Raw genomic sequence first — 16239 nt, 5'->3', positions numbered from 1 at the left:
ATATGAAAAAAATCCACACTCTAATTATCTTTTTATTTATCTCTTTGATTAGTTACGGACAAAGTAAGGTTAATTTTGTGATAACACCTAATTGTACATACACTTCTAAAGATACGGATAAATCATTTTATGTATTTGACTATAAAGGTCATTCCAAACAAGAGCTATTTAATAAAGCTGTATCAGTTTTTACAAAAATATTTGCAAAAAAAGATGACCAGATAAATAAAACAGACAATAGTATATTGTCTGTTAATACTAATTATATTTTACATAGTTCAGCGTATTTAAATTGGTCTAAGGAATATATCTATTTTAATGAATACATAAAATATAATATTGAATTTGAGTTTAAAGATGGTAAAATTAAAGTAAATGCACCAACTTTAATTCAAATAAGAGATAACGATGGTATAGAACACCCATTGGGCTATTTTATATTAAGCGGAGATAATGAGGCTGTACTTGCAAATGATGCAATTGAACAATTTTCTTTTGTCAATAAAGTCATAAATAAAATTCTAACTAATATAGATACTACAATGGTAGATTGGTAATTCTTAATCTACCTATTATAGGTAGGCTCTTAGGCTTGTTCTGTCGGGGGTGTAATACTCAGTCCATTGTCCGTACTAATTGACAAAATATTTCTTCAGCACGTCAAAGAAGTCAAAGTGATAGTTGGAGAACAGCAGTGCAGAAATAGATGTTAGAGTTCACTGCTTCACATAGTCATTTTTTCGAGCAAAGCACTCAACTACTTATCTTCGCAGTTCATACAAATAAAGGGGTGTGCCAAAACACGAATCATTAACTTGACAACTTTTCAGACTAATAAGTAAGTTTTTCCTAAAAGCAAAGAAAAGACCATTTCTTTACTCAAAATCGAGTATAGAAATGGTCTTTTAAAATGAATTGTTTCAAACTGTAAGGTTATCAAAATGGCATTTGAATTTTGACACACCCTCTTCTTATCTTAAGATAATAAAATTCTATTTATCTGCTTAGAATGTCCATTTAGCAGCCACTGTAGGGATAGCGTAGAAACGATTATTCTGACCTTTGTCATTCCAAACGAAGTTATTGCTAATCTCAACCTCAGTACCCAAAGAGAGGTTTACATCTTTCATTCCCTTTAGCGTATTGAGATTAAACCAGAACTGAGGTTCAGAGAGAAGAATCATTTTACCATTAACATTTGGATCATACCAAAGGTCACAGAATCCAGAGAATGTACAAAGACCCTTAGCGAAGGTTGTACCCCACACCTCTGTCAGCTGAAAACCACTGAAAGGATGTGCACCAGTGTGAGCATTCTTAAACTGATACTTATACATCAACTGAAGGCTGAACGTTTTTGAAAAGTCTTTTGAAGCCCAGTTCCATGCTCCACCAAGAAGAACAGCATGCTGATAACGGTTACCATAATAGCTATCCATAGTTTTACCAGAACCTAAACCACCGTCATACTCAATATGTGCAGCCCACTGCTTATTCTTCGTAAGATTAAACTCACGTGAAATCTCCCAATAAGCTCCCATTACTCCATCGCTCTTGTAATCAATATCAGTAAACATATAGGTAGAACCCCATGTGTCAGGTTTGAACATTTCTACTGTTGTTGTTACCGACGTACGAGAACTTAGGTTCTTGTAAAGACTATGACCTAAGTCATAATGCAACTGGACATCTTGTGCATTTGCACAACAAAAAGCTGCTACCATAATAGCGAGGGTAAAGAATCTCTTCATAACTGTTCTTAGTTTATATATTAGAATCTACGGCAAAGTTACAAAAAAATCCTAAACTATCAACGTAATAGCAAAAGATTAGTTAACTTTGTACCTATATGAGAATAGATATCATCACCGTATTACCAGAGATGCTGGAAGGATTCGTACATGAAAGCATCCTTGCCAGAGCAGAAAAGAAAGGATTGGCAGAGATTCGTCTACATAATCTTCGTGACTACACAAAGGATAAATGGCGTCGTGTTGACGACTATCCTTTTGGTGGACAAGCTGGTATGGTCATGCAAATTGAACCTATTGATCGTTGTATCGCTGCTTTAAAGGAAGAGCGGGAGTACGATGAAGTCATCTTTACATCTCCTGATGGCGAACTATTTAATCAGAAGATTGCTAATGACCTCTCATTGGGAGGTAACTTCATTATTCTTGCAGGACATTATAAAGGTGTTGACCAACGCGTACGCGACCATCTTATTACACGTGAAATATCTGTTGGCGACTTTGTTTTAACAGGTGGCGAACTACCTGCAGCCATCATTGCTGATGCTGTTGTACGACTGGTTCCAGGTGTTATCAGTGACGAACAGAGTGCACTCTCCGACTGTTTTATGGATGATATGCTCTCAGCACCTATCTACACTCGCCCTCGTAGCTATAATGGTTGGGATGTTCCTGAGGTACTTCTCAGTGGACATGAGGCTAAGATTAAACAATGGGAGTTTGATCAAGCAATGGAGCGAACCAGAAGATTGCGCCCTGACCTCCTGAAAGAATAAGACAAATGAGCATTTAAGATTAACAAATAAAAATATACTAAATCATGTCACAGTACAAAGAATTACCACAAGTTGAGTTTGCTGTAGCAGCACAGAACGCATTCAAGAAATTCTTTCAGTTCAATGGTCGCATCCGTCGATCTGAGTATTGGTGGGGCTTTCTTACCCTCTTCATCGCAGCTTTTGTTATATCATTAGTTCCCTTTGTTGGACCTCTTGTAGCACTTGTTCTTAGTATTGCAGGTATTTCTATGCAGTTCCGTCGTTTACATGACACTGGAAGAAGCGGATGGTGGTGGGCTGCCCAAGCTTGTGTGGGAACAATTTCTTGTACACTTTTCTTTGTGTCTTTCAATTTCAGCGCATATTTAGAAGCCATACGATCACAAGATATTCAGGCCGCAATGAACGTTTTGATTAGTGCTATAACAAGCATAACAGGTATCTTAGCTATCGTTTTCTATCTAATAAACATCGCCTTAGGTATTACAATTCTGGTTTTCCTTCTACAAGATAGTCAGCCAGAAGCAAATAAGTATGGTGAGTCTCCGAAGTATGTTCTTCAGAATACAGAGGTGTAAAAAACATTATTGTTGGGTAACGTAGTTAAAAGAAAAGAGACGACTTACCGTCCGACTAATAACTTTCCAGCCGACGTTACACTAAGAAACAGAACGTAAGCTACTACTTTGCTCAACATCTTCATAGAAACGTAATGGGTAATCTTCCATGTTTCAAAAGAACCAGTAAAGTAATAAAAAATCATTACATAACATCGTACAAAACATCTTCACCGAAAGGATATAACATCTCCAACAACCAAGCTCATAACATACAACAAATCAGCATATTACAGATTGCATCATAGAAGACGTCCCTCTTGCAGCAAGAAGGGCGTCTTCTTCATATAAGAAGAGCATGTTCTTGAACGTAGTTAGGCCTCTTCTTCCCTCATATACAGCCTTTTCTCTGAATGAAGAGGGAGTAATCACAGAAATATCCTTGCAATTTCTACTTACTCGTTTAGCGTCCCCTCTTCAGCTAACAGCTTTTTCATAAGGGTAAACTAAAATTCTATTTCTCGCTACATTTGGAGAGATACGGAAGTTAAACCATTCTTTCTAACTTTTACAAGTGCTCTCCCACAACACATAAGTAGGGACTTATTATTACATATTGTCACTCAATAACCTAACAGAAACTAATTTATACCAATTCTTAGGTATTGTAGTATTCATATTTTATATATACTTTTGCACCGCTTATAAATTATTTCAGGATCATTATATTTATCAATATGGTTAAAAGATTACACTCTTATCTTTTATTGACAGGCACCTTATTATATTCAGCAGCCCTGCCAATAAATGCACAAGGGAACACTATGGGTAAAGTTTCAACAGACAGCCTTACACAAGACACATTGTTCTCAACACCTTATCTGCACGACCAAGTGTTGCAGACGGTAGAAGTAATTGGACGTAACGAACGTTCATACAAGAATACCAACTCTTTCATCGGCACAAAGACAGAGACACCTTTGAAAGACATTCCACAATCTATCGGTTACGTAACAAAGGAGTTAGTGCGCGACCAAGGCGCAACCACAGTTAATGAGGTTGTAAAGAATATCAGTGGTGTAAACCAATATACCTTCTATAATGACTTCTCTATCCGTGGTTTCCGCACTACAGGTAACCGCAATTCAGGAAACCTTGTCAATGGTATGCGAGCGCAGACAAGTCTTTGGAAACAGCAGTCATTGGCAAATATCGAGCGTGTTGAAGTCATCAAAGGTCCTGCTTCTGCTCTCTTCGGCAATGCTGCACCGGGTGGTGTTATTAATCGTGTAACTAAGAAACCACTACCTTATCAACGCAATACAGTATCAACGACCGTTGGTAGCTTCAACACACTGAACACCTACGGAGATTTTACTGGACCATTAGACAAGAAGAACACCCTTCTATATCGTCTTAATATCGGTTACGAACATACTGATTCTTATCGTGACTTACAGGCAAATACGAACTATATCGTTGCACCATCTTTCTCGTTTCTCCCAACACAAAGGACACGCTTTAACGTCGACATCGTTTATCAGCGCACCAATGGCAAGGTCGATCGTGGTCAGCCTATCTTTGGAGATGGTGACCTCAATTCAGTTCCTATTAGTCGTTCGCTCTCTGCAACAAATGACTATCTAAAGGAAAACCTCGTGAATATTACGCTTGGTGTAACCCATAAGTTCACGGATAACCTCTCTTTCAATGCTACCTATCTGAACTCTTCCTATGATGAAGACCTCCGTGAACACAATCAGGCTAATGCGTATGTGAAGTTAGCCGATGGTACACAAAGTCCGTCACGCATCCTTATGCAGTGCCTTGTACGCCAGCGTCACTTCCGCAACAATAGTTTCAATACCTATTTTAACTATAATGTAAGCACGGGGCCAGTCAATCATCGTATCCTTTTAGGTTATGACTATTTCCAAATGGCACAGCAAGCTGGCTCGTCAGCAATGACAGCAGGAGGCTATCTGCTAAAAGACGGTACGACAACAACAGCTTTCAAGCCTGCCAACATTGCGAAATACGTACTTGACAAGGATGGTAATCCACGAACGAATGTGCCTTACTATGACTTGACAAGTAATAATAACAACATTGAGCGTGACTATTCGAAGTATATCTTTGTCTCAACAGCACTCTCTCCTTACCTGCAGTATTCTCATGGTATCTACCTTCAAGAGCAGATGGAAGTAGGACCAGTGAAACTTCTCTTGGGTATTCGTCAGGAGATATTCACCGATGTACTAAATTATAAGACTAATAAGGAAAGCCGAACTACTCAACATGCGTTCATTCCACGCCTTGGTGCTGTCGTTGCTATCAACAAGAATCTGAATGTGTATGGTACATGGGTAAAAGGCTTTGAACCACAGAGTGCATCCGTACAGGGTAACCCTAACACAGGTGGACCATTCGACCCAGAATACAGCCAGTTGTTGGAGGCGGGCTTGAAAGGTGAATGGTTTGACAAACGACTCAGTACAACCCTTTCTTTCTTCCATCTTCAGAAACGCAATACACTCTATAATGCCAACGATGCAAATAATCCAGAGTTATTAGAACAAGTGGGAGAAGAGACGTCAAAGGGTATTGAATTAGATGTAGCAGGTTTCATTCTTCCTAATTGGAGTATCGTTGCTAACTATGCCTACACCCATGCTGCTATCACAAAGACTGCAACTGATTCTGAGAAAGACTTTGGAATGCAGCGTCCTAACACTCCTCGCAATGCTTTTAATATCTGGTCAAAGTATATCATACAGACTGGTACACTACGTAACTTCGGTTTTGGACTTGGTTGGAATGCTGTTACAAAACGTTATGGACAAGTTGGAAGACGTGAGAATACTACGGTCTACCCTGGCTATGGTCTCATTAACGCTGCTCTTTACTATCGTCTCCGTAACCTGCAGGTACAGTTAAATCTCGACAACGCACTGAACAAAGTTTATTGGGTGGGCGGATACGACAAACTCCGCTCCTTCCCTGGTGCTCCACGGAACATAAAAGCTACAGTCACTTACAAGTTCTAAAGAGTAAACAAAACACAATCATAAAGAACCTTCATCCGTCTGCAGCATTATTGTCCTTGCAGAAGATGAAGGCTTTTTACTATCAGTAGTGATGTACTAAAACCCTTATACATATACTCTCTTACAAACTATTGCACACGCTTAGCCCTTGCATGTTTCTGCAAATAGTCATATTTACCAGGAAAAGGACAATCATAATCAATTGATTCCACACAACTAAACACTACATATCGATTGTAGACAACAAGGCTATATTGCCGATTTAACTCATACGCAAGTGAGTCTGTGAGCGGTTTATCATAGATTCTATAATCAAACTCTTTATTTCCAGTCACCCCATAAACGATTTCTGTATAGTCACTTACAGTACCACCTCTACTGACAGACAAGCCTCGATAGCCCATCTTCTGTAAGGCTAAACGAACAGAATCGAGTCTTTCTATACTTAATCCTATCTTTTGTAGTTCTCTTTCCTGCTCTTTCTTCGACTCTATCTCATCACCTTTGAAATTAACGTCTTGCTTTGAAGATACACCCCAGTCCGTCAGTTTTCCATGCTTCGAATACGCTACAGAGAACCCAGTACTGTCTGGCAACCAACTTCTTGTAACCTTAATAAGTCTCTCTATGTTCTGCTGATTAGCCTTGTAGGACGCCTCCATCGTCTCAGGGGTACACTCTTCTTGTGGAACAACAGCAAATACCGTAATACACAACACCTGTAAGATATTAAAGCAATGGAGTCCAAGAAAGATATTGTTCACATAATTACGATACCAAACCGACTGTACAAGAGAACAGATATAAACAAGAACAATAGGTATTGAAATGAACCAACCAAGTATTGCAAAAATCATTAACCAGGAGAGCGAATCCTCTGGATAATCATCTTCGTAGAAGCTCAACATGATTGTAAACAACAGGACTGTTACAAGAACATATATCAAAAAACGTAGAAACAGCCAGAAGAAAAAACGATAACCGCTTTTACAAGAATCTTCTGCATCGACAACTACATCCTTTTGTTTACTTTTCTTCCTATTATCCATCCATAGCCAAACACCAAGGACAAGTAGGAATAGTAGAATATTAATCGTAAATACCATCATAATAGACTATTGATATATTTATCAGTACCATGAGTCTTTTATACGTATCTGACAACCTTACTTATTTAATTCTTTACCTATAAGGTTGCCAACTACAAAAATGTTCACTAATAAAGGCATTAAAAACTACTAAAAACAGAAGTCTTTTATCACACACTATTATAAGAATAATGTTATTATCAAGTTGCTGTCATTTTAACATTTGGCAGCAACTATCTGTATGACAAAGTATTGCATCTTCAAAAAGCATGACAGTAATGACAGCAAAATTAGTTTTACTGAATTGTTCACTTTAGACTAGAGCAAACATAAAGACAGCTTCTTAGTTTAGTTTATAGAACAGCCACATTAATTTCCTCTTCACAGCTGGATTGGACTTTGCATTCTGATCTGTAACAATTCGCTCATTAATACTCATACCTAAAGTATCATCTTTCCCCACATTGACGGGTAATACAGATAAAGGAATTGATCTTATACAAGCTATAATACTATCATTATCAACTTTTGAGAAATGCTTATATCGTGTATCTGGTACTTCTATGCCCACGCTATCACTAAAAAAGAGTTGACGCAACAAGCGTGACTTTGTATCATAGATAGAACGAGTATCAAAACCATTCTTTAGGTAATACCCATCAGCAATGACTATATACTTATCGTTCTCACAGAAGAGTTGCTGTGATAACTGGCTTATCTCCTTCTTGTGGGTCATGGCCTTGGCTTCATCAATATAATAGAACTTGTTGTCAGACAGTAGTCCTAAACCTTCATTTAAGTCTTTGTCTGCCGTAAGCACAGCCACTCCGAGGTCATCATAGAACTTCCATCGCTTATTTTGGTCGCCTGGAAGGTTATAGCCAATGTCCTCTCCCATATAATGATTAATAATCATTCCTTTCTTATAGAACACAAACTGCGGATTATAACTTAAGAAAAAGATGGGATCATGGACCTTTATAAGTATCTCATGACGACTATCACGATACTCACAACCCAGAGCTATATTAGAGAGGATAAAGTTCAAGGAGGGTATTAGGAAGATAAAGAAAACAATAACAGATATTGACCATAGAAGAAACCTACCAACCTTTGAGTCATTAGTGCAAAAGGAGATAAGTTTAGCAAGGTAATAAACCCATACCCAACAAGTGAGAACAGCCCCAACAATCTCCACCTGCTGTATAAAATAGCAGAAGGTGTCTTTTCCTAAACAAATGACATCTATCAAGAAAAGTAGTACACAAATCACCTGCACTATCAGGCATACCTTTATTATATTCTTCTTCATAATCTTAATACGTTTCTTCTGGCCAGTGTTTAACGATATCCCCATCCTTGAAAACAGCCCATGCACGTAGCTTCCCATGACTATTATACCAATAAGCCGTATCAATAGCATCGTCATTCCTGTACTTCACTTTAAAACGAAGAACACAATGCGGACGGCGCTTTATTGAATCTTGATAATAGCAATCATAACGCCTTGTACTATCATCAAGTATTGTTACTTTATCTTGTATCTGTCCATTTGGATAATAAGCATTGGCAGGAGCCCATGAGTTACCACCGTCATAGATAACAGTCTGATAGGCAATAGGATGCCCATGAGTAGCATAACGAATAACGACCTTATCTTGCTTTAATCCATTCTTTACCCTACATGTATATAAGTCGGGAAATATCTCTTCCTCGTCGTCTTCATTTTCTCTTGGGAAAAAGGCTTCTGGGAATTCGTTGAAATAGTTTTTCAAATAGACAACAGGCGTATTACTGAGTGTACCAGTAAATAGTTTCCCAGAACCGACTCTGTATATCTTTACCCCATCTGTATATAGTTGATATTTCTCAGAAGAGTTTAATCTTACTGCATTCTCGTCATAATTGCGAATATCATCAAGTGTTCCATCAGGCTTATAGAACTTCCATTCACCTTCTCGATGCGCTAAGTTATCAAAAGTTGTGTACCCCTCCGACTTTAAAGTACCATCCTCATAATAATACTTAGCATAGATTAAGTGATTATCTGACTTGATAGAAGGGAATTTCTCTTCCTTCCAAATGGTGCCATCTCGCCTATAGGACTTCACCCAACCAACCCATGTATCATAACTATGTTCCTTTTTTCCAACTTGTTTCACCTTACCATCTTCATAATACTCTGTGTATTCACTTGGAAGAGTATCAATGTAATCAGGTATAAGAGATATCCCATATCCCAATAATAAAAGTAATAAAGCAATGAAGGGAGGAAGTAGAGTTCGTAGGAAAATACGTGAGAAGATTATACTGATTATAAAGTATACTACGGAAACCATGAAGCCTTCTATGTATATACCCAAAGCTACAAACCCCCGACCAGCCGCATCAGTACTGTCTCCAGAAGCTGCCTCCATTGCAAACAAGAACATAAAAATAAGTGGGTAAATCAAAGCCATAATAACAGAAGCTATGGCTATCCGAAGCTTTTTATTCTTTATCATGTAAGTTTCTACTCATTATAAATCATTTCTCCACAATGGAGTCAAGGATTATAGGTTATTAATATAGGTCTTAAAAAATGGTTGTCTTTCTGAAAAAATATAGATTGACTACAAAGATAAGAGTTTCTAATGATACTTGCAAAGGAAAAAAAGATGAAATAACAATTATTCATACAAACCACTTATAGCTGACTACTCAATATCACAACGCAAAGTAACTGAAGAGCATTGAAACAATAAAGGCCAAGAAAGACGTTATTCATATGATCACGGTGCCGAATGGCTTGCACTGCTGAGCAGATATAAATAACAAGAATAGGTATTGAAATAAACCAGCTGCCGACAATAAACATGATAATCCAAAAGAAACACTCGCCTGCATCATCCTCACCAAAAGTGGCAATTACCATTAAGAACAATAAAATAGTAACCAAAGCGAAAGACAACACACGGAGGAATATCCAGAATAAAGACCGCCAATCCTTATTATAAAAAGCAACAACACTGACCTCTGCCCCACTCTTATTGCTCTTATTCCAATGGCCAACAAACAGTGAAACACCAAGAGCAAGAACACAAAGTAGTATAATGATGATAAAAGCGAACATACTTAATTTATTATTACAGTCATCGACTGCCTCCTAAACAGTAAGAATTATATCTTGCAAAGATAAACTTTTGTACTCTAATATACAAGGGATACAACTAAAAACAACAGCCTTCTTTGGCAGACAAAACATGGTTACATGTCTATAAAATAAAGCTTCCTCAAATTATTTTCATGAAAAAAAATATTTTTCTTCATGACAATAAATATTTCTTTTCATGACAATAAATATTTCTTTTCACGTAAATAATTCTACCAGCATTATATACTGAGGTCATCGAAACGCATCTCTACCTAATGACATAGTATAAAACTTACGTCCCATAAAGCAACTACTATTACACAGACAACAAGTAAGCGTACAAAGAAAGAGAGCATATCAATCGCTTGACATGCTCTCTCTCCTTATTTAATTCTGTCTTATTCAGTTAAAGCCTACTTGATAGCTTCACCATTTGCCTCAACTGGCCAGTAGATATTCTGGTACAAGTTTGAGTTCTCTGCATTACGATCAGGTGAACAGAGCTGCATCTCCTGATAAGAGAATGGAGACAAGTAATGTGCCTGATAGAAGGTGTAACCGTTGTAGAGGATATTGTTGGTCGTCTGAATCTGGTAAGGACGAACATACTTTGAAAGTGTCTTAGCAGACATTGTAGCATTAGCACCACCATCAGCAATAATCAGACTCACACCATTCTTATCAACGAAAGAAGGACTCTGATATATCTGATCCCAGAAGTTAACACCTTCGATCTGATAGTTCTTCACCTGATCCAAAGCTGCCCAACGAATCAAGTCATCTTCACGAAGACCCTCACCAGCAAACTCGCTACGACGCTCACGACGGATAGAATAGAGTGTTGCATCCACTGGATGACCAGCTGAGAATGCTGCCCAGTCGTATGATGGACGATTTACATCAGCCTCCTTAGTCATATCAGTTGCAGCGATAGTTGTTGAAATTGGAGCTGTGATACCAGCGCGTGCACGCAATGCTGTCCAATAACCAGTAGCTGTTGCATCCAATGACCCAGTACGGAGATAAGAAGCTTCAATGTAGTTGAGCATAGCTTCCTCAACACGAATAATAATCTGACCATCAACATCAGAGAAGGTCTGACCTAACTGCATTGCTGGATCATAGTTGTAGAACTTACGCTGACGATAGCCAGTTACATCTCTACTTGCCTGGTCTGTTGCAAAAAGAGTTGCCGCATCGAATAAGAGTTTAGTAATGGTAGGTTTACCTTCTTTAACTCTTTGCTTATTAATTAAATCAATACTCTTCTGATCAATATCAAGGTCATTAGACTCACCGAACACGAAAAGCTGCAGACGCTCATCACGGTCAGTCTTAGCTAAGTCTACTGTAGTATCACCATGATAGCCTGAACCAGAAGCATAGATAGGCAAACCATTCTTCATAAGGAATGACTCTACGAGACCACGAGTCCAACCTGAAGACAAGCCACCACGCAGTTTGTTTGACGTGAGGTGAGCTACGTTGATATCAGTATTGAATTCTCTCCACAATAGAACTTCTGGATACTTCGTCAAGTTTGGACTTGCAAACATATCATAGTATGGATTCCAACCATTGAAATTACCAACAGTACCAGGATTCATTACGTGGTTATTCTGAGTTGACAATGGTACAGCATCACACACCTTCTTAGCTGCATCAATCGCTTGATCAAGGAAGAAATTAACTTCATCATCCTGATTGATAGTGAAGTTCTTGTTCCACTCCTTGTTCTTACCTGGCCAGTTAGCATCACCTGGTACACGACCTGTTCCTCTGTGATACTTCTCGAAGGTTGCTTCATAGAGTGCCATTCTTGATTTCATAGCCAGAGCAGCATACTTATTGATACGTACCTTATTGGCAAAGTTCACCTGCAACTTATCAATAGCCTTATCCATATCAGAAAGAATCTGACGTGCAACAAGGTTACGAGGCTGACGCTTACTTGCTTCTACGAGGTCTTTATCAATGTTTAACTCATTAAGCATGATAGGGAAATCACCGTAAGTCTTCAGCTTATCAAAGTAGAGCATAGCTCTGATGAAGTAAGCTTCACCCATGTATTGATTGATGAGTTCTGGTGTACCAGTTACTTCTTCTTTGGCAATCTTTGCTTCACTTTCATTAATGAATTTATCTACATCTCTGATAGCATACACATCAAGACCTCCTGATGTTGGGACTTTCCACTGGTCCTGTAGGTACATTCCTGAGTTTCCACTTCTTGCTGCTTGGTTATCAGTACCATTATCAAATGTTGCAACACCCCCAAACCAGCCACTGTTATTAGGGAAGATTCTTGTATAGTAGTTAATGGTGAATGTACCAAGTTGATCTGCAGTTTTGAAGTATTCGCTTGGTGAAACCTGATCAAGAGGTTTTCTATCAAGGAAATCATCACATGAAGTAACAGTCATGCCAAGGCACAGCAATGGTAGACCACCTTTTAGTATATCTGAAATAATCTTTTTCATAATTCCGTATATTTAGAAGTTAAGATTCAAACCGAATGAAACAGTTCTCTGAAGAGGGTAAATTTTTCCAGGTCCCCAGTCTCCTCCTGTTGCTTCAGGGTCGAAAATCTTATTCATCTTAGTGAATGTTGCGAGGTTCTCAGCAGAGAAATAGAAACGTATTCTATTAGCTCCTATCTTGCTTGCGATAGACATTGGCAGCGTGTAACCAATCTGAATATTCTTGATTCTCATGTATGCTGCGTTCTGTAGATATCTGTCGCTTGTCTGGAAGTTCTTAGAACCTGCACCGAAGAGAGGTCTTGGATAGAAAGCATTTGGATTAGGTCCGAAGTTGGTATCGGTAGCTGGTCTCCAGTAGTCAAGGTGATCCTTGAATGCTGCACTCTGCCATAAACCAGTATTAGCACCAATACTATAAGGAGAGGCATCCCAGAAGTCACGCTTACCAACACCCTGCATGAAGATGAGGAAGTCAAATCCTTTCCAGTTAGCATCCAAAGTGATACCGAAACGATAGCGTGGTAATGAGTTACCAATCTTGGTCAAGTCACCCATATCATCGTATGTGCTCTTACCAGAGTTCACCTTCTTATCACCATTGAGGTCTTTGTACATTACATCACCTGCAGCCCAGTCAGAACCCCATGAAGGCTTGTTATTAGCCAACCATTCGTTCATCTGCTGATCAGTCTGTGCTATACCTTCTACTTTATAGCCATAGATATCGCCCATACGCTTACCTGCACACCACTGAGAAAGCAGTCTGTTTGGATTATAGAAGTTCGTAATAGTCTGGTAATCATCAGAGAGAACGAGCTTGATACCATAGTTTACTTGTCCTACTCTGTCTCTCCATCTTACTTCTAAGTCCCAACCATTTGATCTCATATCACTATTATTCTCTTTTGGCTGTGTTGCTCCGAGAATAGATGGCTTAACTGGTGCAGGACCAACCATGTTCTTTGTTGTACGAACGAAGTAATCGAATGTTCCTTGAAGTTTGTTATTAAACAATCCGAAGTCAAGACCAATGTTCCATGACTGAACTCTCTCCCAAGTTAGGAAAGGTGATACAAGACCAGGAACGCCTGATGTATTAACGCGTTCACCATTAACAAGCCATGCTGAAGAGTTTGAGTTGATAGGCTGTCTGAGGAACCAAGGATAGAGCTGGTCTGTATTAGTATTACCAAGTGAACCGTATGTTAATCTCAACTTAAGAGTATTAACTGTCTTATTAAGAGGCTTGAAGAACTGCTCGTTAGCAATATTCCAACCGAGTGCAATAGATGGGAATGTACCCCATGTCTTATCTCCGATGAAACGTGAAGAGCCGTCTCTACGAATAGAGAACTCAGCCAAATAACGTGAGTCATAAGCATAGTTGATACGACCAAACATACCCATTGTTGACCAGTGTGTGTTAGAGAAACCACGTCCAACAACTTTATTAGTTGCATTATTGAGGGTTGGCACTAATGGTGTTACAAGGTCAGCTTGAGAAGCACTGAGGTTAGTATAAATATTAGACTCCATGTCCAAACCAGCAAGGAACTTAAACTCATGCTTGTCATTGAGGGTCATGTTATACTCAGTGAAGAAACGTCCATTGTAGTAATTATTCTTAGACATAGCCTCACCGACATAAGACTTTCCTGCTAAATAGTCTCCGCTCCACGCTGCAGCTACTGGATGCTGATCTGGATCATAGTAGTAAATAGGCAACACGTCCCAATGGTTGTGGTAGTTAGTTGTATTGTAGTTACCTTCTAATCTTATCTTCCAACCCTTAATTGGTCGGAACTCAAGAGCAAGCTGCTGGAAGAGCTTATCTTCCTGGGTTGCATCAATACCACCATTCTCCATCTGTAAGATCTCATTTCCATGTACATAGTGGCCGTTTGGGTCGTAAACAGGGTTGGTAGGCCAGCGACGTGCGATGTTATGGAAGAAGAGTCCGGTCATATAAGATGGTCTGCTATAGTCTTCGCGAATCCACTTTGTGTTATAGGTAACTGTCGCCCAATCAGTGAGGTTTGCTGTAACCTTAGAAGAGAAGTTATATCTCTTCAGCTTATCCTTACCATGACGAATCAATCCACGCTGACTTAAGATAGCTCCACTGATATAGTAGTTCACCTTATTACCGCCTCCACTTACAGAGATATTATGCTCTGTTGAAGGAACAGCAGACTTATACATCTCCTTAAACCAGTTGGTGTTATCCCAAGAACCATTATACATACTCCATGGCTCATTAGCAGCAGTACCCTGCCAAGTCGTAGTTACCTCTTCACCTGGCGCTGGTGTACCGTTAATATGGTTCTTAATCTTGTTAAGCATATCCTGACTAAATGGCGCATTACCGCCACTGTTTGCTGCAGCATCATTCCAATAGCGTGCGAAATCGTATGAGTTAGGCATCTCTGGAATCTGAGTAGCTGTAGAGAAACGTACGTTACCATTATAAGAAACGTTCGTACGACCTTCCTTACCACTCTTAGTTGTAACGAGGATAACACCAAACGCAGCACGTGAACCGTAGATAGCACTTGATGAAGCATCCTTCAATACAGAGATACTCTCGATGTCATTTGGAGAAATAGAGTAAAGATCACCTTCCGAACCATCGATAAGTACGAGTGGAGCAGCATTAGAACCATCACCAATAGTTCCTATACCACGAATGTTAAGTCCCATACGGCTCTTCAATGAACCACCCCCATTACCTACGCTGAAGTTCAATCCTGGAACCTCACCCTGCAATGCCTGTGCTACACTCGTTACTGGACGAGAGTCAAGAGCCTTTGAAGATACAACAGAGACAGCACCAGTAAGGTTAACCTTCTTCTGTGTACCATAACCGACAACGACAACGTTATCAAGCATCTCACTGCCCTCCTGAAGTGTTACCTTTAGGTCTTTACCATTCCAAGTCACCTGCTGAGTCTTATAACCAACATAAGAGATGGTAAGTGAAGAGCCTGAAGCGATACCGTCTATCTCGAAATTACCATCAAGATCGGTTACACTTCCTTTCTTGTGTCCATTACTTACGGCAAAAACAGAGGCACCAACAACTGGTTCTCCTTTACTGTCGACAACTGTTCCCTTACATACAGCTTGCTGTTGAACAACAGCTGCATTAGCTTTATACGTAATGTTGGCATGCAGTAAACTTGAACTGAACAAAGCCATCATCATTAAGCTTGTAGTCCTTTTCTTCCTTAGGTACATAGGCTTTTAAGTATATTTAGATTAAAACTTATTTTAGGTTTTATAGTCGCAAAGTTAAATCAAATTAAACCGCAAGTTCAACATAGAACTGCAATCCCAAGTGCTGGTGTAGCTTAATAATCTATACCTGAAAACACCGCGGGGTTTGGGGGCGAGAAGCCCCC

General features: G+C 39.2%; 11 protein-coding genes and 1 pseudogene. 4 read left to right on the top strand and 8 right to left on the bottom strand.

Going from position 1 to position 16239, the window contains the following annotated elements; translation table 11 throughout:
• Window positions 1-2 precede the first annotated feature (2 nt).
• Window positions 3-557 carry a DUF4468 domain-containing protein gene (locus CHB62_RS09830; protein WP_089366696.1) on the top strand — a complete coding sequence of 185 codons (555 nt, stop codon included), beginning with the start codon at window positions 3-5 and terminating at the stop codon, window positions 555-557.
• A 78-nt stretch (window positions 558-635) separates the two neighbouring features.
• On the opposite strand, the pseudogene CHB62_RS09825 reads toward CHB62_RS09830, so the two are convergent.
• Window positions 636-732, bottom strand: a pseudogene (locus tag CHB62_RS09825) (molybdenum ABC transporter ATP-binding protein); the annotation flags it as partial.
• 272 nt (window positions 733-1004) lie between these two features.
• Window positions 1005-1751 (bottom strand): nucleoside-specific channel-forming Tsx family protein, encoded by a 747-nt coding sequence (locus CHB62_RS09820; protein ID WP_089366695.1) that lies wholly within the window; start codon window positions 1749-1751, stop codon window positions 1005-1007.
• Between the two features lie 98 nt (window positions 1752-1849).
• Here CHB62_RS09820 and trmD point away from each other — a divergent pair, with 98 nt between their 5' ends.
• From trmD to CHB62_RS09805, 3 genes are all read left to right on the top strand, one after another.
• Window positions 1850-2527 carry a tRNA (guanosine(37)-N1)-methyltransferase TrmD gene (gene trmD, locus CHB62_RS09815; protein WP_089366694.1) on the top strand — a complete coding sequence of 226 codons (678 nt, stop codon included), beginning with the start codon at window positions 1850-1852 and terminating at the stop codon, window positions 2525-2527.
• Between the two features lie 44 nt (window positions 2528-2571).
• A complete protein-coding gene (locus tag CHB62_RS09810) occupies window positions 2572-3108 on the top strand; it encodes a DUF805 domain-containing protein (protein ID WP_013264644.1) in 537 nt (178 codons plus the stop codon).
• Between the two features lie 716 nt (window positions 3109-3824).
• Window positions 3825-6134: a TonB-dependent siderophore receptor gene (locus CHB62_RS09805; RefSeq protein ID WP_089366693.1), complete on the top strand. Its 2310-nt coding sequence runs from the start codon at window positions 3825-3827 to the stop codon at window positions 6132-6134.
• Between the two features lie 128 nt (window positions 6135-6262).
• On the opposite strand, the gene CHB62_RS09800 is transcribed toward CHB62_RS09805, so the two are convergent.
• The 6 genes from CHB62_RS09800 to CHB62_RS09775 all read right to left on the bottom strand — a co-directional run bounded on the left by CHB62_RS09800 (window position 6263) and on the right by CHB62_RS09775 (window position 16075).
• Window positions 6263-7243 (bottom strand): hypothetical protein, encoded by a 981-nt coding sequence (locus tag CHB62_RS09800; RefSeq protein WP_089366692.1) that lies wholly within the window; start codon window positions 7241-7243, stop codon window positions 6263-6265.
• 322 nt (window positions 7244-7565) lie between these two features.
• Window positions 7566-8534, bottom strand: coding sequence for a hypothetical protein (locus CHB62_RS09795; RefSeq protein ID WP_089366691.1), 969 nt, complete (start codon window positions 8532-8534; stop codon window positions 7566-7568).
• A gap of 4 nt (window positions 8535-8538) precedes the next feature.
• Window positions 8539-9726 (bottom strand): toxin-antitoxin system YwqK family antitoxin, encoded by a 1188-nt coding sequence (locus tag CHB62_RS09790; protein ID WP_089366690.1) that lies wholly within the window; start codon window positions 9724-9726, stop codon window positions 8539-8541.
• A gap of 182 nt (window positions 9727-9908) precedes the next feature.
• Complete coding sequence (locus tag CHB62_RS09785) at window positions 9909-10334, bottom strand: hypothetical protein (RefSeq protein ID WP_089366689.1); 426 nt, start codon at window positions 10332-10334, stop codon at window positions 9909-9911.
• A 434-nt stretch (window positions 10335-10768) separates the two neighbouring features.
• Complete coding sequence (locus tag CHB62_RS09780) at window positions 10769-12835, bottom strand: RagB/SusD family nutrient uptake outer membrane protein (RefSeq protein ID WP_089366688.1); 2067 nt, start codon at window positions 12833-12835, stop codon at window positions 10769-10771.
• A 12-nt stretch (window positions 12836-12847) separates the two neighbouring features.
• Complete coding sequence (locus CHB62_RS09775; RefSeq protein ID WP_089366687.1) at window positions 12848-16075, bottom strand: SusC/RagA family TonB-linked outer membrane protein; 3228 nt, start codon at window positions 16073-16075, stop codon at window positions 12848-12850.
• Window positions 16076-16239 lie beyond the last annotated feature (164 nt).

Origin of the sequence: Prevotella jejuni (genome assembly GCF_900187995.1) — a bacterium.
In the GTDB taxonomy this organism is placed as follows: Bacteria; Bacteroidota; Bacteroidia; order Bacteroidales; family Bacteroidaceae; genus Prevotella; species Prevotella jejuni.
This window is presented reverse-complemented; position numbering and strand designations above follow the sequence as displayed.

Coding starts and splice junctions, on each gene's coding strand:
- CHB62_RS09820 (WP_089366695.1), bottom strand. CDS start 1,751: ATGAAGAGATTCTTTACCCTCGCTATTATGGTAGCAGCTTTTTGTTGT.
- CHB62_RS09800 (WP_089366692.1), bottom strand. CDS start 7,243: ATGATGGTATTTACGATTAATATTCTACTATTCCTACTTGTCCTTGGT.
- CHB62_RS09830 (WP_089366696.1), top strand. CDS start 3: ATGAAAAAAATCCACACTCTAATTATCTTTTTATTTATCTCTTTGATT.
- CHB62_RS09790 (WP_089366690.1), bottom strand. CDS start 9,726: ATGATAAAGAATAAAAAGCTTCGGATAGCCATAGCTTCTGTTATTATG.
- CHB62_RS09780 (WP_089366688.1), bottom strand. CDS start 12,835: ATGAAAAAGATTATTTCAGATATACTAAAAGGTGGTCTACCATTGCTG.
- CHB62_RS09805 (WP_089366693.1), top strand. CDS start 3,825: ATGGTTAAAAGATTACACTCTTATCTTTTATTGACAGGCACCTTATTA.
- trmD (WP_089366694.1), top strand. CDS start 1,850: ATGAGAATAGATATCATCACCGTATTACCAGAGATGCTGGAAGGATTC.
- CHB62_RS09810 (WP_013264644.1), top strand. CDS start 2,572: ATGTCACAGTACAAAGAATTACCACAAGTTGAGTTTGCTGTAGCAGCA.
- CHB62_RS09775 (WP_089366687.1), bottom strand. CDS start 16,075: ATGTACCTAAGGAAGAAAAGGACTACAAGCTTAATGATGATGGCTTTG.
- CHB62_RS09795 (WP_089366691.1), bottom strand. CDS start 8,534: ATGAAGAAGAATATAATAAAGGTATGCCTGATAGTGCAGGTGATTTGT.
- CHB62_RS09785 (WP_089366689.1), bottom strand. CDS start 10,334: ATGTTCGCTTTTATCATCATTATACTACTTTGTGTTCTTGCTCTTGGT.